General features: G+C 71.7%; 20 protein-coding genes. 12 read left to right on the forward strand and 8 right to left on the reverse strand.

Annotated elements, in window-relative coordinates:
- Positions 1–54: 54 nt before the first annotated feature.
- The 3 genes from ACIP8W_RS18800 to ACIP8W_RS18810 all read left to right on the forward strand — a co-directional run bounded on the left by ACIP8W_RS18800 (position 55) and on the right by ACIP8W_RS18810 (position 2,893).
- Complete coding sequence (locus ACIP8W_RS18800) at positions 55–1,137, forward strand: saccharopine dehydrogenase (protein ID WP_402149347.1); 1,083 nt, start codon at positions 55–57, stop codon at positions 1,135–1,137.
- Positions 1,134–2,285, forward strand: a complete 1,152-nt coding sequence (locus tag ACIP8W_RS18805; RefSeq protein ID WP_401950575.1) for a saccharopine dehydrogenase family protein — start codon at positions 1,134–1,136, stop codon at positions 2,283–2,285. Before ACIP8W_RS18800 ends, ACIP8W_RS18805 begins: the two co-directional genes overlap by 4 nt.
- Before the next feature lie 131 nt (positions 2,286–2,416).
- Positions 2,417–2,893, forward strand: coding sequence for a YbaK/EbsC family protein (locus ACIP8W_RS18810; protein ID WP_401950578.1), 477 nt, complete (start codon positions 2,417–2,419; stop codon positions 2,891–2,893).
- A gap of 196 nt (positions 2,894–3,089) precedes the next feature.
- On the opposite strand, the gene ACIP8W_RS18815 is transcribed toward ACIP8W_RS18810, so the two are convergent.
- Positions 3,090–3,383, reverse strand: a complete 294-nt coding sequence (locus tag ACIP8W_RS18815) for a hypothetical protein (protein WP_401950581.1) — start codon at positions 3,381–3,383, stop codon at positions 3,090–3,092.
- A gap of 178 nt (positions 3,384–3,561) precedes the next feature.
- On the opposite strand from ACIP8W_RS18815, the gene ACIP8W_RS18820 reads away from it, so the two are divergent.
- Positions 3,562–4,101: a GNAT family N-acetyltransferase gene (locus tag ACIP8W_RS18820; protein ID WP_402203742.1), complete on the forward strand. Its 540-nt coding sequence runs from the start codon at positions 3,562–3,564 to the stop codon at positions 4,099–4,101.
- Here ACIP8W_RS18820 and ACIP8W_RS18825 read toward each other — a convergent pair.
- Entirely contained in the window at positions 4,045–5,571 is a 1,527-nt protein-coding gene (locus ACIP8W_RS18825) for an MFS transporter (protein ID WP_402149351.1), read from the reverse strand. The two genes, ACIP8W_RS18820 and ACIP8W_RS18825, sit on opposite strands and share 57 nt — an antisense overlap.
- 531 nt (positions 5,572–6,102) lie before the next feature.
- Between ACIP8W_RS18825 and ACIP8W_RS18830 the strand changes: the two genes are divergently transcribed.
- The gene (locus tag ACIP8W_RS18830) at positions 6,103–6,777 is read left to right on the forward strand and encodes a pentapeptide repeat-containing protein (RefSeq protein WP_401950588.1); all 675 of its coding nucleotides are present in this window, start codon (positions 6,103–6,105) and stop codon (positions 6,775–6,777) included.
- Positions 6,778–7,150: 373 nt separating this feature from the next.
- On the opposite strand, the gene ACIP8W_RS18835 is transcribed toward ACIP8W_RS18830, so the two are convergent.
- On the reverse strand, positions 7,151–7,648 hold the full coding sequence (locus ACIP8W_RS18835; RefSeq protein ID WP_401950591.1) for a hypothetical protein: 498 nt from the start codon (positions 7,646–7,648) through the stop codon (positions 7,151–7,153).
- A gap of 296 nt (positions 7,649–7,944) precedes the next feature.
- On the opposite strand from ACIP8W_RS18835, the gene ACIP8W_RS18840 reads away from it, so the two are divergent.
- Positions 7,945–9,330 carry a M1 family metallopeptidase gene (locus ACIP8W_RS18840; RefSeq protein ID WP_401950594.1) on the forward strand — a complete coding sequence of 462 codons (1,386 nt, stop codon included), beginning with the start codon at positions 7,945–7,947 and terminating at the stop codon, positions 9,328–9,330.
- A gap of 180 nt (positions 9,331–9,510) precedes the next feature.
- Here ACIP8W_RS18840 and ACIP8W_RS18845 read toward each other — a convergent pair whose 3' ends face one another.
- Positions 9,511–10,086 carry a TerD family protein gene (locus ACIP8W_RS18845; RefSeq protein WP_401950597.1) on the reverse strand — a complete coding sequence of 192 codons (576 nt, stop codon included), beginning with the start codon at positions 10,084–10,086 and terminating at the stop codon, positions 9,511–9,513.
- A gap of 213 nt (positions 10,087–10,299) precedes the next feature.
- Here ACIP8W_RS18845 and arfB point away from each other — a divergent pair, with 213 nt between their 5' ends.
- Complete coding sequence (arfB, locus tag ACIP8W_RS18850) at positions 10,300–10,728, forward strand: alternative ribosome rescue aminoacyl-tRNA hydrolase ArfB (protein WP_401950600.1); 429 nt, start codon at positions 10,300–10,302, stop codon at positions 10,726–10,728.
- 167 nt (positions 10,729–10,895) lie between these two features.
- On the opposite strand, the gene ACIP8W_RS18855 is transcribed toward arfB, so the two are convergent.
- The gene (locus ACIP8W_RS18855; RefSeq protein ID WP_401950602.1) at positions 10,896–11,408 is read right to left on the reverse strand and encodes a flavin reductase family protein; all 513 of its coding nucleotides are present in this window, start codon (positions 11,406–11,408) and stop codon (positions 10,896–10,898) included.
- A 602-nt stretch (positions 11,409–12,010) separates the two neighbouring features.
- Between ACIP8W_RS18855 and cdgB the strand changes: the two genes are divergently transcribed.
- Together cdgB and ACIP8W_RS18865 are read left to right on the forward strand one after the other, a co-directional pair.
- Positions 12,011–13,783 (forward strand): diguanylate cyclase CdgB, encoded by a 1,773-nt coding sequence (gene cdgB / locus ACIP8W_RS18860; RefSeq protein WP_401950605.1) that lies wholly within the window; start codon positions 12,011–12,013, stop codon positions 13,781–13,783.
- A 175-nt stretch (positions 13,784–13,958) separates the two neighbouring features.
- On the forward strand, positions 13,959–14,969 hold the full coding sequence (locus ACIP8W_RS18865; RefSeq protein ID WP_401950607.1) for a carbohydrate-binding protein: 1,011 nt from the start codon (positions 13,959–13,961) through the stop codon (positions 14,967–14,969).
- Between the two features lie 149 nt (positions 14,970–15,118).
- On the opposite strand, the gene ACIP8W_RS18870 is transcribed toward ACIP8W_RS18865, so the two are convergent.
- The 3 genes from ACIP8W_RS18870 to ACIP8W_RS18880 all read right to left on the reverse strand — a co-directional run bounded on the left by ACIP8W_RS18870 (position 15,119) and on the right by ACIP8W_RS18880 (position 18,367).
- Positions 15,119–16,063, reverse strand: coding sequence for a 1-phosphofructokinase family hexose kinase (locus ACIP8W_RS18870; RefSeq protein ID WP_401950610.1), 945 nt, complete (start codon positions 16,061–16,063; stop codon positions 15,119–15,121).
- A 142-nt stretch (positions 16,064–16,205) separates the two neighbouring features.
- The gene (gene nagA, locus ACIP8W_RS18875; protein WP_401950613.1) at positions 16,206–17,402 is read right to left on the reverse strand and encodes an N-acetylglucosamine-6-phosphate deacetylase; all 1,197 of its coding nucleotides are present in this window, start codon (positions 17,400–17,402) and stop codon (positions 16,206–16,208) included.
- A complete protein-coding gene (locus ACIP8W_RS18880; protein WP_401950616.1) occupies positions 17,402–18,367 on the reverse strand; it encodes an ROK family protein in 966 nt (321 codons plus the stop codon). The genes nagA and ACIP8W_RS18880 overlap by 1 nt, the downstream gene beginning before the upstream one ends.
- A gap of 328 nt (positions 18,368–18,695) precedes the next feature.
- Between ACIP8W_RS18880 and ACIP8W_RS18885 the strand changes: the two genes are divergently transcribed.
- The 3 genes from ACIP8W_RS18885 (at position 18,696) to otsB (ending at position 21,221) form a co-directional block, all read left to right on the forward strand.
- A complete protein-coding gene (locus ACIP8W_RS18885; RefSeq protein WP_402203745.1) occupies positions 18,696–19,949 on the forward strand; it encodes an extracellular solute-binding protein in 1,254 nt (417 codons plus the stop codon).
- 43 nt (positions 19,950–19,992) lie between these two features.
- Positions 19,993–20,292 carry a DUF3263 domain-containing protein gene (locus ACIP8W_RS18890; protein WP_402203747.1) on the forward strand — a complete coding sequence of 100 codons (300 nt, stop codon included), beginning with the start codon at positions 19,993–19,995 and terminating at the stop codon, positions 20,290–20,292.
- A gap of 83 nt (positions 20,293–20,375) precedes the next feature.
- Positions 20,376–21,221 (forward strand): trehalose-phosphatase, encoded by an 846-nt coding sequence (gene otsB / locus ACIP8W_RS18895; RefSeq protein ID WP_401950623.1) that lies wholly within the window; start codon positions 20,376–20,378, stop codon positions 21,219–21,221.
- Positions 21,222–21,241 lie beyond the last annotated feature (20 nt).

Here is a 21,241-nt window from a genome sequence, read left to right on the forward strand (position 1 = left end):
GCGCCGCGCCGCCACCCGCCCTGTGCCCGAGACAACCTGGAGCCACCGACCGCCATGACCGATGCCCCCCCGCTCTGGATCCGCCATGAGATCCGGGCCAGCGAACGACGCGCCCCGATCACACCGGAGGACACCCGCCGACTCGTCGCCGCCGGTGTCCCGGTGACCGTCGAGGACTCTCCACAGCGGGTGTTCCCGCTGTCGTCCTACGTGGCGGCCGGATGCCGGACCGCCGAACCGGGCACATGGACCGGCGCACCGCACGAGACCGTCGTCGTCGGCCTGAAGGAACTGCCCGCCGAGCCCGCGGAGCTGGTGCACCGTCACATCATGTTCGGCCACGCCTACAAGGGACAGCCGGGCGCCGCGCGACTGCTGGAGCGGTTCGCGGCAGGCGGCGGCGCCCTGCTCGACCTTGAGGCACTCACCGATGCCCGGGGGCGCCGCCTGGCGGCTTTCGGGTACTGGGCCGGATACGTCGGGGCCGCGCTCGCGGTCCTGCACGCCAGAGGCAGGCTGGTCCCGCCACCGGCCCCCACCACGAAGAGCGCGCTGGACGCCACGCTCGCCCGCCGGGCGGGCGACCCGGCGATCAGCGCGCTGGTCACCGGAGCGCTCGGCCGGTGCGGGCGCGGCGCGCGGGACGCCCTTCTGACCGCCACCGGCACCGCGCCGGTCTGCTGGGACCTGCCCGAAACCCGCGACCTCGACCGCAGGGCCCTGCTCGGACACGACCTCCTGGTCAACGCCGTGCACAGCACCGTGCCGGCCACCCCTTTCCTGACCCCGGGCGACCTCGACGCACCGTACCGCCGGCTCACCACCATCTGCGATGTCACCTGCGATGTCGGATCCGAGTGCAACATGCTGCCGATCTACGACACGGTGACCACCTGGGAGCAGCCGGTGCACCGGCTGCGCGCGGCACCGGGGCTGGACCTGATCGCCCTGGACAACCTCCCCTCGCTGCTGCCGGAAGAGGCCAGCCGGGGCTTCTCGGCGGACCTGCTGCCCCACCTCCTCGACCTCGCTCCCGGCCTCGCCGACCCGGCCTCCGTGTGGGGCCGCTGCCTGGACCGCTTCCACGCGGTGCTCCCGACGCCCACCGGCCATCCCGACGAAAGGATTCGGACGTGACCGAACCGATCGCTTCCACCGGTACCGTTCACTGGGCGGGCGCGGGCCTGTCCACGGGCAGTGGACTCGCGGCCGTCCTCGAAGCGGCCCCGAGGGTGCTGCTGTGGCACCGCAGCGCCGAACGCGCCGGGAAGAGCCTGGACCGGCTCGGTCTGTCCGGGCGCGTCGCTCCCCGTGCCCTCACCCCCGCGGCGCTGAGCGCCGCACTGGCTCCGGGGGACATCGTGGTCTCGATGCTCCCCCCCGCCGAACACACCGAGCTGCTGCGCCTGTGTGTCGACCGGCAGGCCCATTTCGCGTGCGGCAGCTATGTCTCCGACACCATGCGGGACCTCGCCCCGGCCGCCGTCAAGAACGGAACCGTGATCCTCGCGGAGGCCGGTCTGGACCCGGGTATCGACCATCTCTTCGCGCACAGCCTGATCGGCCGGGCCCGCGCCCGGTTGGGCGACGCCCCCGCCCGGGTCCGCTTCACGTCGTACTGCGGCGGAGTGCCGGCCGTCCCCAACGCCTTCCGCTACCGCTTCAGCTGGGCACCCCGAGGAGTCCTGGGAGCACTGCGCACGCCCGCCCGCTACGTCGCGGAGGGTGCCCGGGTCACCGTCGCCAGACCGTGGGAGGCCGCTACCCGGCAGACGATCGGCGAGGAGACCTTCGAGGTGTACCCGAACCGCGACAGCGTGCCTTTCATCGACCAGTACGGGGTGCCCCCGCGCTGGCACGTGGACACCTTCGTCCGGGGCACGCTGCGTCTGGACGGCTGGCTGCGCGCCTGGGAACCGGTCTTCGCCGAGCTGCGCCGCGGCGACGACGCGGGAATAGCGGCGCTGGCGGACGACTTGGCAACGCGGTACCCCACCACCGACAACGACCGCGACCGTGCGGTCCTGATCGTCTCTCTCGACGTGCGGAGCGACACGGGGGACGGCTGGGAGGGCCACTACCTCCTCGACACCGTCGGCGACGCCGTGGAGAGCGCCATGGCGCGCTGTGTGTCCCGGCCGCTGGCCGACGGGGTGGAGCAGATCCTGCGGGGCCTCCTGCCGGCCGGGCTGACCCGCGCGGCCCGTGGCGCCGAGGAGTCGGAACAGGCGCTCGCCCGCCTCGCCGGGCAGGGCATCGGCTTCACCCGGCGCCTCCCCGGCTGATCGCCCTCCGCCTCGGCCACCGGCGAGCGTGCTATACCCATGCGGTACCGACCGTCCAGACACGTAACGACCGGGACCGACCGCGCTCGCCACCCCGCTGATCGAGGCCGCGGCCCCACGGAGGGACACTCATGCACCCGGCAGTCCGGAGAGTTCGCGAAGTCCTGGCCGAGCACGGCGCTCCGGATCGTGTCGAGGAACTGCCCGACCCCGCCCCGACGGCCGCGGCGGCCGCCGCCCAACTCGGCTGCCCCGTCGGTGCCATCGCCAACAGTGTCGTCTTCCGGGTCGACGGCGCGCCGCTGCTGGTCGTCACCAGCGGCGCGCACCGCGTCGACACCCGTCTCCTGGCCCGGCTCCGGGGCGTGGCCCACCGCAGGATCCGGCGCGCCGATCCGGAGTTCGTCCTCGAAGTCACCGGCCAGGGCGTCGGCGGTATCGCCCCGATCGGCCACCCCGGCCCTCTGCCCACGCTGATCGACGAACACCTCGACGACTACCCCCACATCTGGGCGGGCGCCGGACTTCCGCACACCGTTTTCCGAACGACGTGTGCGGACCTGGTGCGGCTGACCGGGGCCGCGACAGCGGTGGTGAGCACCGACTGAGATCCCCTGCCCTCCGACTTGGCTTCTCCGGCCCTGGAGCGGTGCTCGCGGGTGCTCCGCGGCCTCCGACGGGGGAATCCGGGCAAACCCGTTCCACAGGGAACTGTTACGGAAATCGCGGGCGGTATGCCGTACTCACCGCGCCCCGGTCCCCACTTGGAGCGGGGGCCGGGGCGTCGTTCCGTGCCGGCTACGGTCAGTGGTCGTCCCAGTGTCCGTCGTGCCCGGCGTGCCGGTGGCCGTCGTGTACGTAGTCCACGTGGTCGCCGTGCGGTACCGCGACGTGTCCGCACTTCTCATTGTGCTGGTGCGTGTGGTCGCCATGTGCGGTGTGGTCGCCCGGCTCGCACTCGTCCACGTGGTCCTCGTGGACCCGGTGGAGGTGGCCGTCGTGTACGTAGTCGGTGTGGCCCGCGTGCGGGAACGCGACGTGGCCGCATCCTTCGCCGTGCTGGTGCGTGTGATCGGCATGGAGCGCGTGGGTGCTCATAACGGTGCCTTTCGTGCGGAAGCCGCATTTAACGGTAGTCGCTTCACGCTACTGGCCGCGAACTTTCCTTCGGGGAACCCACGCTCGGCGCCGTCACCCCCGTCGTCCCCCGCGCGCTCGTTCGGCCGTGGGGGCATGGGCCCACCGGGGACGGCCGCGGTTTTCGTAGGGTGGGGCCATGATTCGTACTGCCACTATCGCCGACGTACCGGTGCTCCACGCGATGATCCGGGAGCTGGCGGCGTACGAGAAATGCCTGGACGAGGCGCGCGCGTCCGAGGAGCAGCTGCGCGAGGCGCTGTTCGGGGAGCGGCCCGCGGTGTACGCGCATATCGCGGAGTCGGCGGAGGGCGAGCCGGTGGGGTTCGCGATCTGGTTCCTCAACTTCTCCACGTGGCGTGGCGTCCACGGTATCTATCTGGAGGATCTGTACGTACGTCCCGACCGGCGCGGCGGCGGCCACGGCAGGGCGCTGCTGGCCGAGCTGGCGCGGATCTGTGTGGAGCGCGGCTACGAGCGCCTGGAGTGGTCGGTGCTGAACTGGAACGAGCCGACGATCGCCTTCTACCGGTCGCTGGGGGCGCTGCCGCAGGACGAGTGGACGGTGTTCCGGCTGACGGACGGGGCGCTGGGGGCGCTCGGGGCGTTGGGGGCGCCGGGCTCAAGCGTCGGTCAGGGCCCGTTCCCGTCGGGCCGGAGCGTGTGCGGTGACCAGTAGCAGGGCGAGGAACGCGGCGAGCGTCAGGATGACGGCCGCCCAGCCGATGGCGACGGTGAAGCCGTGGACGGTGCCGGTGTTCACGAGCGCGGTCCGCTCCGCCGGGGTGAGCCCGCCCTCCCGCGCCGCCCGGGCCAGATGGCTCGCCACATAGGCCGTGGTGCTGGTCGTCGCGATGGTGTTGAGCAGGGACGTACCGATGGAGCCGCCGACCTGCTGCGCGGTGTTGACGGTCGCCGAGGTGACTCCCGCGTCCTTCGGCGCGACCCCCGAGGTGGCGACGGACATGACGGGCAGGAAGGTGAGCCCCATGCCGAGGCCGAGCAGCAGTGTGCCGGGCAGGATATGGCCCGCGTACGACGAGTGGGTGTCGATGAAGGTGAGGCTGAACAGTCCGCCCGCCGCCAGCAGCAGCCCGGGTGCCATGAGCAGCCGCGGGGGTACGGAGTGCAGCAGTCGGGCGGCGATCTGGGTCGACCCGATGATGATCATCGCGCACATCGGCATGAAGGCGAGACCGGTCCTGAGCGGTGAGTAGCCCAGGATGTTCTGGAGGAAGAACGTCATGAACAGGAACAGCCCGAACATCCCGATCGTCGTCAGACACATGGTGAGCACCGACCCGGCGCGATTGCGGTCGCGGATGATGTGCGGCGGCAGCAGCGGACCGGCCGCGCGCCTCTGCCACCAGGCGAACGCGGCGAGCAGGACGACCGCGCCGGTCAGCAGCGCGAGGACGAGCGGCGCCGACCAGCCGCGCGCCTCGGCCTCGCTGAAGCCGTAGACGAGGGCGACGAGCCCGCCGCAGCCGAGCAGCGCTCCGGGGATGTCGAGCCGCGACTCCTTGTGCCCGGCCCGGTCGTGCAGCAGGGCCAGCGCGCCGAAGACGGCGAGCGCGGCGATGGGTACGTTGACGTACAGACACCAGCGCCAGGACAGGAACTCGGTGAGGACCCCGCCGAGCAGCAGCCCGATGGCCGCCCCGCCGCCCGCGATGGCGCTGTAGATCCCGAATGCCTTGGCGCGCTCCTTGCCGTCGCTGAAGGTGGTGGTGAGCAGGGAGAGCGCGGAGGGGGCGAGCAGCGCGGCGAACATGCCCTGGAGCGCGCGGGCCGTGAAGAGCATGGGCGGGTTCTGGGCCGCACCGCCGAACGCGGACGCGGCGGCGAACCCGATGAGACCGATGACGAAGGTACGTTTCCGGCCGACCAGGTCGGCGACCCGCCCGCCGAGCAGCAGCAGCCCGCCGAAGGCCAGGGTGTACGCGGTGATCACCCACTGCCGGTTGCCGTCGGACAGCCCCAGGTCACGCTGGGCGGACGGCAGGGCGATATTCACGATGGTCGCGTCCAGCACGACCATCAGCTGAGCCATCGCGATAACGGCCAGCCCCCACCAGCGATGCGCCTCGGGGTCGGTGTCGGAGGTGCCGGGCCGGGGGGCGGTGCGGGGGTGCGTCGGGTCGCTCATCAGGGTCTTTCCCTACGCCGCGGGATCAGAGATATCTGCCCAGAACATCATGGAACCAACGTGTTCGCCCGCTGTGTACGGCGTGGCGGACGGCCGGTGACGCCGCCTCGGCGCCGTTGGTGAACGCCATCTCGGAGAGCACCCGTGGGTGCCGCCACCGCGTCGCCCACGAGGAGGACACCGCCGCCGCGGTCGATCCGGGGCCGGGCCCGCCAGGTGGTGCCGGGCGGGTCGACCGAGCCCGTACGGCCGGTGGCGAGCGGCTCCCGCCGCCGTACCGCGCGCTCGCGCCAGCCGGTGGCGTCGAGGCCCGAGATGGCGAACGGATCAGCTTTCTGTCCGCTTGCGCGGAGAGTCGTGCGGGGTGTCGTGCGGGGTGCTGTCGGTGTCGGCGCGAGTGGTGAAAGGCATGTGCGGCATGTGCGGCTCTCCTTCGTTCGCTCTCCTCGTTCGCTTTCACAGAGGTGACGGAGACCGGGCGCCGGAATGTGACATCGACGCGTTGTCAGTGCCGTACGCCACCATGGGGACATGGCACGGAAGACTGCGGCGAAGAGCGGGGCGACCACGGCGAAGAGGGCGGAGGTGCGGCTGCCACCCCTGAGTCCGTACGGCGGGGGACTCGACCCGGACGGTGACTACGACGGGCTGGAGTTCAGGGATCTCGACCTGGGGGGACAGGAGGGGCCGGGCGCGCGGTTCATCGACTGCGCGCTGCGCGACTGCGCGTTGGACGAGACGGCGCTGGGGCGGGCGCGGTTCATCGACAGTGTGCTGAGCGGCGTCCGGGGCGTGGGCACGGACCTGGCGGGGGCCTCGCTGCGTGATGTGGAGGTGCTGGACGCGCGGCTGGGCGGGGTTCAGCTGCACGGCGCGGTGCTGGAGCGGGTGCTGATCAGGGGCGGGAAGATCGACTATCCGAATCTGCGCAGGGCCCGGCTCCGGGACGTGGTGTTCGAGGGCTGCGTCCTGTCCGAGCCGGACTTCGGGGGCGCGGAGCTGGAGCGCGTGGAGTTCCGCGACTGCGTGATCAGACGGGCCGATCTGAGCGGGGTCCGGATGAAGGACGTCGATCTGCGGACGGTCGCCGAGCTGGATATCGCCCAGGGCCTGGACCGGCTGGCGGGGGCGGTGATCAGTTCGGCGCAACTGCTGCACCTGGCCCCGGCGTTCGCGGCCCAGATCGGGGTGCGCGTGGAGGACTGACGGGCTGTTGAGCGTACGTACGGCCCGGCAGCGGCGTGTACGTACGGCCCGGCAGCGGCGTCCGGCAGGGCTCGGACACGGCGGAGGCCCCGACCCGGGGCCTTGGGCTCTGACGGTCCTCGCAACACCCACGACTGTGGGGGTGGAAACGGTCAGCCGTTTCCTGGCGATGCTCCGGCACACAGCGTCTTCCCGGTGACACGGGGTGTACGCCGGGCGGCGCGCGAAAGGATGGGGGAAGTCTGTGCCGGCAGCGTGATCATGGGGTGAGGGGTGGGAGGTCTGTCGCGTTCGGCCGGGTTGTGGCCGTGCTCGGCCCGCGTTCGGCCGGGTTCGGCGGGGTTCGGCGGGTGGCGGCCACGTTCGGCCGGGGTCAGTCGCGGGGGAAGCGGGACTGGAGGTCCCAGACGATCGGGTTGTCCGCCAGCCCCTCGTGCATATCGGCGAGATCCGCGATCAGGTCGTGCAGGAAGTCCCGTGCCTCCCGGCGCAGCAGCCGGTGGCTGAAGGTGAGCGGCGGCTCGTCGGCGTGCATCCAGTCGGCCTCCACATCGACCAGACCGAAGCGCCGCTGGAAGAAGATACGGTCCGCCGACTCCGTGAAGTCCAGCTCGGCGTACTGCGGCTTCGCCGCCCTGCTCCCGCGCGGGTCCCGGTCGAGCTGTTCCACGATGTCGCACAGCGCCCAGGCGAAGTCGAGCACCGGCACCCATCCCCAGGCGGTGGACACCTCACGGTCCGCGCTGGTGTCCGCCAGATAGACATCCCCGCAGAACAGGTCGTGCCGCAGCGCCCGGACATCCGCGAGGCGGTAGTCGGTCTGCGGCGGGTCGGGGAAGCGGCGGGAGAGGGAGTAGCCGATGTCGAGCACGGGCCGATGGTGTCACGCCGGGACGACCGGCCGGGGCGGAGGGGCCGGGTCGGCGGGTCCGGGCCGCCCGGGGCGGCTAGCGTGGGGATGCCGGGCCTAAGATCGCCGGGGTGCGCCAGCCTCCTGCGAGTCCCCGTGCCCTTGCCCACGACCGGAGCCGTCCCGGGCCCGACCGGAGAAGTCCGGGGAGCCGTCCCGGGCCCGACCGGAGCGGTTCCGGGAGCCGTCCCGGGGGTCGCCCGCGGGCTCCTCTCCGGGGCGTTCCGCGTGCGCTTTCCGCCGCGACCGTGCTCCTCGTGCTCTCCGGCTGCGCTTCGGATACGGCCCCGGCCACCCCGGATACCCCGGCCACGGCGGACACCGCCGCCGCGACCGTGCGGGGCCGGCCGGGGGCCGCGGGGCTGGGTGATCCGTACTTCCCCGGGCTGGGCAACGGCGGGTACGACGTACGGCACTACGGGCTGACCCTCGACTACGCCCCCGCCACCGGCACGCTCAGGGGCACCGCCGAGATCACCGCCCGCGCCACCCAGGATCTCTCCGCGTTCAACCTCGACCTCGCGGGCATGAAGGTCGAGTCCGTGACCGTCGACGGTGCGCGGGCGACGGCGCGCAGGTCCGGCACGGAGCTGACGGTGCGCCCCCGCGAGGGGCTCGGGCGGGGGGACACCTTCCGTACCGTCGTGCGCTACGCGGGCGTTCCCCGGCGGATCACCGACCCCGACGAGTCGCACGAGGGATGGCTCGGGTCGGGGAAGCGGGTGGTGGCGCTGGGGGAGCCCACGGGGTCGATGGCGTGGTTCCCGGGGAACCACCACCCGAGCGACAAGGCGTCGTACGACATCGAGGTCACCGTGCCCGAAGGGCTGGCGGCGGTCTCCAACGGTGAGTTGCGTTCCCGGCGCACGGTGGCCGGGCGTACCGCCTTCGACTGGCACGTGGCGGAGCCGATGGCGAGCTATCTGGCGACGGTGGCCATCGGCCCGTACCGGACGGAGGAGACGTCGGCGGCCAAGGGCGGCGGTGTGCCCGGCTACTCGGCGGTCGATCCGACGGTCGCCGGCGACGGCGCGCGGCTGGTCGAGGCGATCCCCCGGATCATGAAGTGGGCGCGGCGGACCTTCGGGCCGTACCCCTTCTCCTCCACCGGCGTGATCATCGGCCGTCCGGACGACGCGGAATACGCCCTGGAGACCCAGACCAGGCCGTTCCTCCCCGGCCCGACCAGCACGGAGACCCTCGTCCACGAGCTGGCCCATCAGTGGTTCGGGAACTCCGTCACCCCGAAGACCTGGCGTGACATGTGGCTCAACGAGGGCTTCGCGCAGTACGCGGAGTGGCTCTGGCTCGCGGACACCGAGAACATCCCCGTCGAGACCAGCTTCGAGGTGGCGTACGCCGACCAGGCCAACTGGGCGTTCCCCCCGGCCGATCCGCCCTCGGCGGCCGATATCTCCGAGGCGCCGGTCTACGGGCGCGGCGCCATGGTCCTCCAGCGTGTACGGGAAGCGGTGGGCGACGCCGCCTTCTTCCGTATCGTCCGGGGCTGGGCGAGCGCGCACCGGCACGGCAACGCGGACACCGCCGACTTCACCGCGTATGCGGAGAAGGAGTCGGGCGAGAAGCTCGACGGAGTGTGGGACACCTGGCTGTACGGGAACGGGAAGCCCGCACTCGACTGAGCGCCGCCCGGCCGAACGGCGCCCGGAGACCTGTACCCGGCTGAATGCTGGGCAGGGCCGGCCGAGGGCTCGACCGGGTGTCCGGTCGGCAGCGCCCGGACGGGACCGCCGGTTACGGCCCCGCACGGGACCCCGGCGCGGCCGGGGTCCCGTGGCGATCCGCCCGTGGGCGGTCCGGTGTCAGAGGTTGACGCCGAAGTCCGTGGCGATGCCGACGAGGCCCGAGGCGTAGCCCTGGCCGACCGCGCGGAACTTCCACTCGGCGCCGTTGCGGTACAGCTCGCCGAAGACCATGGCGGTCTCGGTGGCGGCATCCTCGCTCAGGTCGTAGCGGGCGATCTCCGCGCCGCCCGCCTGGTTGGTGATGCGGATGTACGCGTTGCGGACCTGGCCGAAGTTCTGGCTGCGGGTCTCGGCGTCGTAGATCGAGACGGGGAAGACGATCTTGTCGATGTCGGCGGGCAGCGCCGCCAGGTTGACGTTGATCGCCTCGTCGTCGCCGTCGCCCTCACCCGTGCGGTTGTCACCGGTGTGGACGATGGACTGGTCCGGTGTCGCCTTGTTGTTGAAGAAGACGAAGTGGCTGTCGGAGAAGACCTTCCCCGCCGCGTTCACCGCGATGGCCGAGGCATCGAGGTCGAACTCGGTGCCGGTGGTGGTGCGGACGTCCCAGCCGAGGCCGACCGTGACGGCGGTGAGGCCCGGGGCCTCCTTGGTGAGCGAGACGTTGCCACCCTTGGACAGGCTTACAGCCATGGGGATGTCCCTTTCGTTGTCGCGTGCGGGCTTCGAGCAGTCCCGAAGTTACCGTCACCCCGCATAACGTGAGCGGAGGACCCTGAGGTTCCATCTCTCTTTACTTTCTTTACCGGGATTGCCCAACGGCCCGGAACCGGCCAAGCGAAGAGGCCCGGAACCGGCCAGGTAAAGAAGGTGACGGGAGCGGTCGCGGCGCGGGACGATGGGGGCATGTCAGGGCCTCCTCATGTCATCCGCGGTTCGGTCTCCCTTCCGGAGGCCGAGCTGATGTGGCGTTTCTCGCGCTCGTCGGGCCCCGGCGGCCAGCACGTCAACACCAGCGACTCGCAGGTGGAGCTGCGCTTCGACCTCGCGAGGACGGAGGCGCTGCCGCCGGTCTGGAAGGAGCGGGCGCTGGAGCGGCTCGCGAGCCGGCTGGTGGACGGCGTGATCGCCGTACGCTCTTCGGAGCACCGCTCTCAGTGGCGCAATCGCGAGACGGCGTCCGTGCGGCTCGCGGCCCTGCTGGCCGAGGCGACGGCCCCGCCGCCGAGGGCGCGCCGGAAGACGAAGATTCCACGGGGGATCAACGAGCGCAGGCTGCGCGAGAAGAAACAGCGCGCCGAGACGAAGCGCGGACGCACCGGCCGCGACTGGTAGGACGCCTCTCCCCCTCGGTCCCCGACCCCGGCCCCGGTCCCGCGGGTTTCTGCGCCCCTTCCGTGCGCCTCTGCGCCCTTCCGCTCTCCCGGCTTTCCGGCTTCCCGGAAGCGAATGAAAGCGCCGGCTCCGCCCGCCGGGTCCGTCTGTTCCCCGCCGGGCCCGGGTCAGTTCCCCAGCTGCCGGTAACGGCCCTTGAAGTACGTCAGCGGCCCGCCCCCCTCGCGCGAGACGTCCGCCGTCAGCACGCGCCCGATGACCAGGGTGTGGTCGCCCGCGACGACGCGTTGTTCCGTACGGCACTCAAGGGTCGCCAGCGCCCCGTCGACCAGCAGTGCTCCGCTCGCCTCGCCCCTGCGGTGCGGTACGTCGGCGAAGAGGAGGCGGTCGCTGACGCGGCCCTTCATGGCGAACCGGCCGGCGATCCTGCGCTGGTTCTCGGTGAGCAGGGAGACCGCCCACAGGGGCTGCTCCGCCAGCAGGTCGTCCATGCGGGAGCCGTTGCGCAGGCTGACCAGGACCAGCGGCGGGTCCAGGGACACCGACATGAAGGCGGTCGCCGTCATGCCCGCGTCCTCGCCGCGCGGCCCGTCCGCGCTCAAGGGGGGTTCGTACGCCGTCACCAGCACCACACCCGCGGCCAGCCGGGCGAGGGCCGCGCGGAACTCGTCGTCGCTCACCCCTTCAGGATGGGGTACGGCCGTGGCGTCGGTACGGGGGGCGGGGGGAGTCCGGGGAACGCGGGTCGTCTGGGGCACGGGTCCGACGCTAGTGCGACCGCCCACCCGCCCGCATCGGGCCGGGGGACCAGACGGCGGCGGACCGGGGGCCTAGGACCGGTAGGACCGGGGCTCGGCCCCGCGGGCACCCGGCCCTGCGGGCACCCGGCCCTGCGGGCACCCGGCCCCGCGGGCACCCGGGCACCCGAGTACGCGGGGATCCGGCGCCAGCACCCGGCACCCGGCATCCAGCCACCCGGGTATCGATATCGGCATGTGCCAGAGGAATGTCCCTACCAGAAAACCTCCGGAATGGGACCCCTCCGGTTCCCTCGCGAATCCTCCACCGGTCCCGGGATTTGCGTACCGAAAGGCGTGGAGCGCTCCCATCAGGCACTCCGTATCATTCATATGATGGTGTGACTTGAGTCACAGAGCAGGGTATTTGTTGACCCTGTGTACCTGGCGTACAGCTCCCTGTGATTCAGTGGCGAGGACAGTGCAACACGAGTAGCCGATGAGAAATCTGGAGTTGCTGTCGAGGTCTCAGGGGAGAGCGAGCAATGGAGACCGAGTCGGAGCCATACGTCCGTCTTGCGACCCTGCGGCAGCTGCACGCGGCCGTCGCCGAACTCAACACCGCCAGAAGCCTGGCGGACACCCTTCAGACCGTGGCGGACGGTGTCGTCACGGGGCTCGGTTACGAGCTGGCGTGCGTCAACGTCGTCCAGGCCGACGGCGACCTCGTCGTCGCCGCCTTCGCGGGCAGTGCCGCCGCCGAGTCGCTGATCACCGGCCGGGTCGGGTCGCGCAGCTCCTGGGAGCGGCGGCTCGCGATGGGCGAGGCCTGGGGCGACCTGCGGTTCATACCGCACACCGAGGGCTGGGTGCTGCTGGAGGACGACGTCCCGCAGTGGTACACCGAGGGCCCCGACCCCCGCTTCGAGGACGAGTGGCACCCGCAGGACCGGCTCTACGCCCCGATGTACGCGGCGGCCCGCAAGGACCCGCCCGCGCACGCGCGCGGCGGCGGGCGCGAGCTGCTCGGCGTCATATCCGTCGACCGGCCGCGCGGCGGACGCCACCCCGGCCCCTGGGGGCAGGAAGCGCTCCAGATGTACGCGTCCCAGGCGGCCATAGCGATCAGCAACGCCAGACTCCGGGCCAACATGCAGCGGGCCCTGGTCCGTCTCGAGCGCGAGCAACAGGCGCTCCGGGCCAGTGAGGAATCCTTCCGCCAGGCCTTCGAGTACGCGCCCAGCGGGATGGCCATCGCCGAGATGGGCGGCGACCAGCACGGCCGGCTGCTGCGTACCAACGACGCGCTCTGCCGGCTGCTGGGCCGCCCCGCCAACGTGATGCGTCGGCATTCCTTCTCCGACCTGGTCCACCCCGAGGACATCGGCACCCTGCTGCGCACCTCCGCCGAGGGCGGCCGCGCCGAGCTGCGGCTCGCCCGTCGCGACGGCAGCTACGTCTGGGTCTCGCTGCGCAACTCGGTGGTCGCCGACACCACCGACGGCCCCCGCTTCCTGCTCACCCACGTCGAGGACATAGAGGAGCGCAAGGGCCGCGAACTCCAGCTCGCGCACCGGGCCTCGCACGACTCGCTCACCGGCCTGCCCAACAGCGCCGAGCTGCGCTCCCGCCTCAGCGCCCGGCTCTGCACGCGCCCCGACGCCCTGCGGGAGACGGCGGTCGAGGCGCTGGACGCGGCCTACGGGGGGTACGACGGGGTCGTCCGCGAGCCCGGCTACGACCCGTACGACGGCTATGACGGCTATGACGGGTTCGATGGCTACGACGCGTACGACAGCGCCGCAGGGCCCGCCCCGCGCCCCGGTCTGCGCGGCGACGGCGTGGGCTGGACGGCGGTCGGCGGGCCGTTCGACCACCACGAGCACCTGGTCGCGCCCGGCGAGGGCGAGAGCGACGACGGGACGAAGGGGCTCGCGGTCCTCTTCTGCGACCTCGACGGGTTCAAGTCGATCAACGACCGTTTCGGCCACAACACGGGCGACGAGGTCCTCATCGAGGTCGCGCGCAGGCTCACCACGGGCGTACGGGACGGGGACACCGTCGCGCGGCTCGGCGGTGACGAGTTCGTCGTCCTCGCGGACGGCCTCGGCTCGGCGGACGCCGACGACCTCGCCGTACGGCTGCGGAACGCGATCATTCCGCCCATCAGGGTCGACGGCAGGGCGGTCAGGGTCGGCGCGAGCTTCGGGATCAGCTGGGCGGCCTGCGGGATGTCGGTGGAGGAAGTACTGCGATCGGCCGATCAGCGTATGTATGTGGAGAAGCGTTCACGCAAGGTGCACCGGCGCGCCGGATAGCGGTCGGAACGGCCTCCACGACGTTCGGGACAGGGCTGGGACATGCCCGCTATCCGTTCTTCACCGTGCGCCCGCAGACTGGCTGTTACTGCTCAAGACCCGTCCGTAGGCTTACCTGTTCGAGGTAGGCTCGGCCGGTCGGCGACGCTGGCGAGATGGTAAGGAGTGACCAGGGATGACGGCCGGGAACAACGGCACGAGCAAGCCCGAGGACGACGATCCCTTCGGCTATCTGTACGAGGACGGCCAGGCGGCAGCAGCCGCCCAGCGCGGCCAGGGCGGTTACGGCTACCCCGGCCCGGCCGCCCAGCCCGGCGTGCCCAGGACGTCGTACAACCAGGTCAGGGCGGTCGGCGACCGCCGCCAGGCGGCTCCGCCACAGCAGCCCCAGTACGGCCAGCAGGCCCCGTACGGTCAGCAGCAGCCCCAGTACGGCGGCCAGCAGCAGGCGTACGGCCAGGCCCCCTACGGCCAGCAGCCGCACCCCTCGCAGGCCCATCTCGGTGGCCCGCCCACCCAGGTCCCGGGCCAGCGCGGACGCGGCAGCGGCGGCGGCCCGAACACCAAGGGACTGCTGATAGCGGCCGTCGCCGTGGTCGCGGTGGTAGTGATAGGCATCACGGCCGCGCTGCTCTCCAACACCGACGACAACACCAAGGACGACACGGCGACACCCACGGCGGGCCCCTCCGCCGAGACCTCCCCGTCGGCCGAACCGAGCGGCGACGCCTCCGAGGGAACGGACGCGGCGGCCTCCGGCGAACTCCCCAGGAGCGACGCGGCGACCGTGAAACTCACCTCTCCCGCGACCACTTCCACGGATATCCCGGGAGCCAAGGGTGAGAACGGCGCTTATGTACTGCTGAACAGCCCGGGCGCCGGCGCGACGTGGACGTTCGACGTCCCCAAGAGCGGTAAATACACGCTCAATGTGACGTTCGGTGTGCCTGGCAAGGATGCTGATGCCACACTCGCGATCAACGGCGAGGCTCAGACCCGACCGCTGAACCTGGGTAACTTCGCGAAGGCGTCCGAGGGCGCCTGGGACAAGGGCTGGACCCACACGTGGGCGAATGTCCAGCTCAATGAGGGCAGCAACAGCATCGGAATATCCTGCCAGGACGGAAATAAATGTGAATTCGCGCTGGATCAGTTCAGCCTCGAAGAGGGCTGGCGGACCAGCTGATCGGTTGATGGGATTTCCCTGTGCTCATGTGCACGAGGGAAGCCCGTCAACCATTTCTGGTGTGGCAGATAGATCGTCCGCGGCCTGTTGGGGATCCGTCTGAACGCCCGGTGGATCCGAGATATTCGCAGCCCCTGGTCCCCGGCGCCTCACGCCCCCGGGCGGCGGTCCGTCACCTTTACCTTCGGGAGCAGTTCCTCGTACGCCGTGGTGTCGAACCCGCCCGCGACCGGGGCCAGTACCGTCGCCGTGGACAGGGCGACCGCGCGGCTCAGGCGGGTGGGCCAGGGGAGGCGTTCGACGAGGCCCGAGAGGATTCCGGCGACGACGGAGTCGCCCGCGCCGGTGGGGTTGCCCTGGGCCGGGGCGGGTGGGGTGGCCTGCCAGATGCCGTCCGGGGTGACCGCGAGGACGCCGTCGGGGCCCAGTGAGGCGATGACGGTGTGGGCGCCCCTGCGGCGGGTGTCGTGTGCGGCGCGCAGCGGATCGCGGGCGCCGGTGAGCTGGGCCAGTTCGTCCGCGTTCGGCTTCACCAGATCGGGCCGGGCCGCGACGCCCCGGCGCAGCGGTTCGCCGCTGGTGTCGAGGAGTACGGGTACGCCGAGGGCCCGCGCCCTGCGGATCAGCTCCGCGTACGCGCCGACATGGATGCCCGGCGGCAGGCTGCCGCACAGGGCGACCGCTTCGGCGCCGGCCACGAGCCGGTCGTAACCGCTCAGGAACGCCGTCCACTCGCCGGTCGAGACGGTCGGACCCGCCTCGTTGAGCCGGGTGGTGCGGCCGGTCGCCGCGTCGACGACGGTGATGGTGCGGCGGGTGGACCCGGAGATCGGGACCAGCGCGTCCACCGGCCGTACGACACCCCGGCCTCCGCAGCCGCCCAGCAACTCCCGGACCACATCGCCGGTTCGGCCGCCGGCGAACCCCGTCACCACCGTCTCGTGACCGAGCGCGGCGAGCACGCGTGCGACGTTCAGCCCCTTGCCGCCCGCGCGTTCGACGACCTCGCCGACGCGGTGTGTGGTGTGCGGGACGAGTCCGTCCGTACGGTAGGTGATGTCCAGCGCGGTGTTGAGCGTGACCGTCAGGATCATCGGGTTTCTCCTGGGAACGCGCTCGCTCGGCCGACTGTGGGGCCGATCATCCCAAAAAGAAGGCGGTCGGCCCAGTCCCCCGGCCGACTTGTCCGGCATATGTCGTTGAGGAGATCGGAAGTGAACCGGAATGCCCTGACTGTCAGGGCGCTTGGGGTCCGGTGCGGGTCTCGATCCGGGGCTCGCGTACCCAATCACCCTTGTGCAGGACACCCCTGACGGAGTATCCGGAATCCAGGATCACCAGATCCGCGTCCTTGCCGGGCTCCAGGGAGCCGATCCTGTCGTACAGCCCGAGCAGCTTCGCCGGGTTGCCGGAGATCGCCCGGACGACGGACTCCACCGGCAGCCGGTCCACGGTCACCGCCCGCCGGAACGCGGTGTCCAGTGTCAGCGTCGAGCCGGCGATCGAACCGCTCTCCACCAGCCGGGCGACCCCGTCCCTGACCTCGACATCGAGCGGGCCGAGGCGGTAGCGCCCGTCGCCGAAGCCCGCCGCGTCCATCGCGTCCGTGATGAAGGCGACCCGGTCCGCGCCCGCGCGGTGGAACGCCAACTCCAGTGCGGCCGGGTGCAGATGCGTACCGTCGTTGATCAGCTCGACGGTGACCCGCGCGTCCTCCAGCAGCGCCGCGACCGGCCCGGGAGCGCGGTGGCCGAACGGCGGCATCGCGTTGAAGAGATGCGTCGCCACCCGCGCGCCCGCGTCGATCGCCTCGGCCGTCTGCTCGTACGTTGCGTCCGTGTGCCCGATCGCGGCGATCACACCGTGCTCCACCAGCAGCCGTACGGACTCGACGCCGCCAGGGAGTTCGGTGGCGAGCGTCATCATCCTGGCCGTGCCGCGTGCCGCGTCGACCAGCTTGCGCACCTCGGCCGGGTCGGGGTGGCGCAACAACTCCTCGCTGTGCGCGCCCTTTCGGCAGGGGGAGATGAACGGGCCCTCGAAGTGGACCCCGGCCAGATCGCCCTGTTCGACCAGCTCGGAGAGCAGCCCGGCGCGCCGGGCGAGGGAATCCATCTCGCCGGTGACCAGGGACGCGACGAGCGTGGTGGTGCCGTGCGCGCGGTGCGTACGGATTCCGGTGAGTACGTCGGCCACGGAGCCCGAGGCGAACGAGGCACCGCCGCCGCCGTGGTTGTGGAGGTCCACGAAGCCCGGGACCACCGTCCAGTCGGCGGGCAGGTCCAGCCGTACGGCGTCGTCCGGAGCGGTGGCCGCGAGGGTGCCGCCCTCGACGATCACCCGCCCGCCGTCCACGGTCCCGGCGGGCAGGACGACCCGCGCTCCGGCGAGGACGGTGACGGTGCTCCGGGTGGCTCCGGCGCGTGCGGGCATCAGGCGGTTACCTCCGAGGTGAGGGGGACGGAGAGAGGGGACGGGCCGGCCGCCGGCAGCTCCCAGGCCAGCAGCCCCGCGCCCAGACAGCCCGCCGCGTCCCCGAGGGCCGCCGGGACGATCCGGGGCACCCGCTGGAAGGTGACGCGCGCCTCGACCGCCTCCCGCAGCGGTACGAACAGGGTCGCCCCGGCCTCGGCCAGCCCGCCGCCGACGATCAGGACCCGCGGGTCCAGCAGGGTGAGCGCGGTGACCAGACCGGCGGCGAGCGTGTCGACCGCGGCGCGCCATACCCGTACCGCTCGGGGATCGCCGGACTCCACGGCCCGCGCACAGCCCGCCGCGTCCGCCGCCGGATCGCCGCTCGCCGCCGCCCAGACGCGGGACACGGCGGCGGCGGAGGCCAGGGTCTCCAGGCAGCCGCGCTGGCCGCAGCCGCACGCCGGGCCGTCGGGGCGGACCACGACATGGCCGATCTCGCCCGCCGCGCCGTGCGCGCCCGCCTCCACGGCACCGTCGATCCCGATCGCCCCGGCGATCCCGGTGCCGAGCGCCACGAACAGGAACCGGTCGGCGCCCCGGCCCGCGCCGAGCCGCCCCTCGGCGAGCCCGCCCGCGCGTACGTCGTGGCCGAGCGCGACCGGTACGCCGCCGAGCCGCGCCCCGAGCAGTGCGCGCAGCGGTACGTCCCGCCAGCCGAGGTTGGCGGCGTACCGCGCGATGCCGCGTTCCGCGTCGATGATGCCGGGGACGGCGACCCCGGCGGCCGAGGCGCTCCGGCCCAAGTGCCGTACGCCGTGGGCGCGCAGGTCCGCCGCGAAGCCGAGCACGGACTCCACCACGGCCTCGGGCCCGCGCCCCCGGTCGGTGGGCCGGCGCGCCTCGTACAGCAGAGCGCCGTCCGCCCCGACGAGGGCGCCCTTCATTCCCGTGCCGCCCACATCCAGGGCGATGACGTGTCTCACGGGGTCAGTCTCCCGCGTACACGGGGAAGAGGTCTAGTCCACTATCCGTCGATCTTCCCGCCGGTCTTCGTGCCGTCTTCCTGATGATCTTTACGGAGAGAGGGAGGGGAAAGCCGGGGCAGACGTTGCCGAAGCGAAACCGCCCCCATGTAGCACTCAAACCTCCGGATGGGGGAAAATCGTTTCCTTCGGACGCTTGATAACAGTGCGTCACGGGATCCGATGGGGATGCCCAGAGGGCCGTCCGGCCTCGGCCGGACATCGCGGACCTCGATCGCGCGAAGGAACTAAAGGCGGGAACAGAGCTGTGCGACAGCGCTATCACGGAATGACCGCGGCGATAGCCGCACTGGGCATGACTATGGCGCTGGCGGGCTGCGGCGGTTCGGGAGCGGGGGACGGCGACGTCACCCTCAAGCTGCTCGCCGCGGATTACGGCACCAACTCCGACAACAGCTCCGAGAAGTACTGGCAGGCGCTGGCGACGCAGTTCGAGGCCCAGAACCCCGGGATCAGGATCGAGGTCAAGATCCGCCCCTGGAAGACCATCGACACGGACGTCGCCACCCTGGTCAAGGAGGGCAAGGCCCCGGACATCGCGCAGATCGGTTCGTACTCCAACTACGCCAAACAGGGCAAGCTCTACAGCGCGGACGAGCTGCTCTCCATCCCCACCCAGGCGAACTTCCTCTCGCAGCTCTCCGAGGCGGGCAAGGTCAACCGCGTCCAGTACGGGATGCCCTTCGCCGCCTCCACCCGGCTGCTCTTCTACAACGAGCGGCTCTTCGAGAACGCCGGGCTGACGGGCGCCCCGAAGGACTGGGCCGACATCAAGTCCGACGCCGAGGCGCTCAAGCGGCTGGGCGTGACCACTCCGATCGCGCTGCCGCTGGGCTCGGAGGAGGCGCAGAGCGAGACCCTGATGTGGCTGCTGGCAGGCGGCGGCGGTTACACGGACACGGCGGACGGCTCGTACAGCATCGGCTCGCAGGCGAACATCGGGACCTTCCGGTGGCTCCAGAAGGACCTCGTCGGGGCGGGGCTGACCGGCCCGGTCGCCCCCGGCCAGCTCGACCGCGCCCAGGCGTTCAAGGCGTTCACCAGCGGCCAGGTCGGGATGCTCAACGGGAACTCCGCGCTGCTCGACGAGGCGAAGCGGCAGGGCATCAAGGTCGGTACGGTGCCGCTGCCGGGCGTGAACGGCAAGGCCAGGTCGACCATGGGCACCACCGACTGGGTGATGGCCTTCAAGCAGAACAACCACCGCCAGGAGATCGGCCGGTTCCTGGACTTCGCGTTCCAGGACAAGAACGTCCTGAGCTTCGTCGGGCAGTACGACCAGCTGCCGGTGACGTACAGCGCGAGCGAGAAGATGGCCGGCGACGCGAAGTACGCGGATCTGAACAAGTTCCTCGCCACGCTGTCCGCGTCCGAACTCTTCCCGTACGGGAAGAACTCGTGGTCGACCGTGGCCGAGAGCCTGAAGAAGAACATCGGCAAGGCGGTCGAGCCCGGCGGCAGTCCCTCGGGCGTCCTCGGCCAGATCGCGCGTGACGCGGCTGCGGCGGAGGCGTCGGAGTAGCGGGTGGGTTTCGGAGTAGCGCGTGGGTTAGCGTGACATGGCTATGACCGCTTCCGATTCCCCTTCCTCCGCCTCTGACGAGAGTGGTCCGGGCGACGGGGGTGGTCCCGACGACGAGCCCTCGCTCTCCGAACGGGACCGCGCCGTCCTCGCCGTGGAGCGGCGCGGCTGGCCGGGCACCGGCGCCAAGGAACGCGCGATCAGGGAGCAGCTCGGCCTGTCGCCGACGCGCTACTACCAGCTGCTGAGCGCGCTGCTCGACGACCCGCTGGCCCTGGCGCACGACCCGGTGACGGTGAACAGACTGCGCCGGGTCAGGGACGCGCGCAGAGAGCGCAGATGAAGGGCGGGGGTGTGCGCGCCGGTGGTGCCCTGTTGTCCTCCGTACGCCCTCCGCGGGCGCTGATACGCCGTTAAGGTCGGAGTATGGGCAGCAATCCGCACCCCCTTCCCGCGCATCCGACCACCCCCGCCGGCGTCGATGGCCTGGCCGCGCTTCTGGCCCGGCCCGACAAGGCCGTCGTGGCCCTCGACTTCGACGGCACCCTCGCCGAGATCGTCCCCGACCCCGAACAGGCCCGCGCCCACCCGCGCGCCGTCCCGGCGCTGGCCGCGCTGGCACCGTATGTCGCGTCGGTCGCGGTGATCACCGGCCGCCCGGCCGGAGTGGCGGTACGGTACGGCGGCTTCGCCGGTGTGCCGGGCCTGGAGCACCTGGTGGTCCTCGGCCATTACGGCGCCGAGCGCTGGGACGCGGTCTCCGGCACCGTACGCGCCCCCGCCCCGCACGAGGGCGTCGCCGCCGTCCGCGCCGAACTCCCCGGATTCCTCGACCGGTTCGGCGCCTGGCGCGGCACCTGGATAGAGGAGAAGGGCCGGGCCGTCGCGGTCCACACCCGCCGCGCGGGCGACCCACAGGCCGCCTTCGAGGCCCTGCGCGACCCGCTGAACGAGCTGGCAGCCCGCCACGGCCTGATCGTCGAGCCCGGCCGACTGGTCCTGGAGCTGCGGCCGCCCGGCATGGACAAGGGCGTCGCGCTGAGCGAGTACGTACGCGAGACGGGCGCCGAAACGGTCCTCTACGCGGGCGACGACCTGGGCGACCTGCCCGCCTACGCGGCGGTGGAGAAACTCCGCTCGGACGGCCACCCCGGCCTTCTCGTGTGCAGCGGTTCGGAAGTCCCGGAACTCGCCGAACGCGCCGACCTCCTCCTGCCGGGCCCGGCGGCGGTGGTCGACTTCCTGGCGGCGGTGGCCGCGCGCCTGGGCTGAGCGGCCGGGCCGCGCGGCTG

It is taken from the genome of Streptomyces sp. NPDC088554, assembly GCF_044752945.1.
Classification (GTDB): domain Bacteria; phylum Actinomycetota; class Actinomycetes; order Streptomycetales; family Streptomycetaceae; genus Streptomyces.

Bases quoted from the DNA above. Each gene is read 5' to 3' on its own strand.
- ACIP8W_RS18800 (WP_402149347.1), top strand. From the start codon at position 55: ATGACCGATGCCCCCCCGCTCTGGATCCGCCATGAGATCCGGGCCAGC.
- ACIP8W_RS18810 (WP_401950578.1), top strand. From the start codon at position 2,417: ATGCACCCGGCAGTCCGGAGAGTTCGCGAAGTCCTGGCCGAGCACGGC.
- ACIP8W_RS18815 (WP_401950581.1), bottom strand. From the start codon at position 3,383: ATGAGCACCCACGCGCTCCATGCCGATCACACGCACCAGCACGGCGAA.
- ACIP8W_RS18820 (WP_402203742.1), top strand. From the start codon at position 3,562: ATGATTCGTACTGCCACTATCGCCGACGTACCGGTGCTCCACGCGATG.
- ACIP8W_RS18825 (WP_402149351.1), bottom strand. From the start codon at position 5,571: ATGAGCGACCCGACGCACCCCCGCACCGCCCCCCGGCCCGGCACCTCC.
- ACIP8W_RS18830 (WP_401950588.1), top strand. From the start codon at position 6,103: ATGGCACGGAAGACTGCGGCGAAGAGCGGGGCGACCACGGCGAAGAGG.
- ACIP8W_RS18845 (WP_401950597.1), bottom strand. From the start codon at position 10,086: ATGGCTGTAAGCCTGTCCAAGGGTGGCAACGTCTCGCTCACCAAGGAG.
- arfB (WP_401950600.1), top strand. From the start codon at position 10,300: ATGTCAGGGCCTCCTCATGTCATCCGCGGTTCGGTCTCCCTTCCGGAG.
- cdgB (WP_401950605.1), top strand. From the start codon at position 12,011: ATGGAGACCGAGTCGGAGCCATACGTCCGTCTTGCGACCCTGCGGCAG.
- ACIP8W_RS18865 (WP_401950607.1), top strand. From the start codon at position 13,959: ATGACGGCCGGGAACAACGGCACGAGCAAGCCCGAGGACGACGATCCC.
- ACIP8W_RS18870 (WP_401950610.1), bottom strand. From the start codon at position 16,063: ATGATCCTGACGGTCACGCTCAACACCGCGCTGGACATCACCTACCGT.
- nagA (WP_401950613.1), bottom strand. From the start codon at position 17,402: ATGCCCGCACGCGCCGGAGCCACCCGGAGCACCGTCACCGTCCTCGCC.
- ACIP8W_RS18885 (WP_402203745.1), top strand. From the start codon at position 18,696: ATGACCGCGGCGATAGCCGCACTGGGCATGACTATGGCGCTGGCGGGC.
- ACIP8W_RS18890 (WP_402203747.1), top strand. From the start codon at position 19,993: ATGACCGCTTCCGATTCCCCTTCCTCCGCCTCTGACGAGAGTGGTCCG.
- otsB (WP_401950623.1), top strand. From the start codon at position 20,376: ATGGGCAGCAATCCGCACCCCCTTCCCGCGCATCCGACCACCCCCGCC.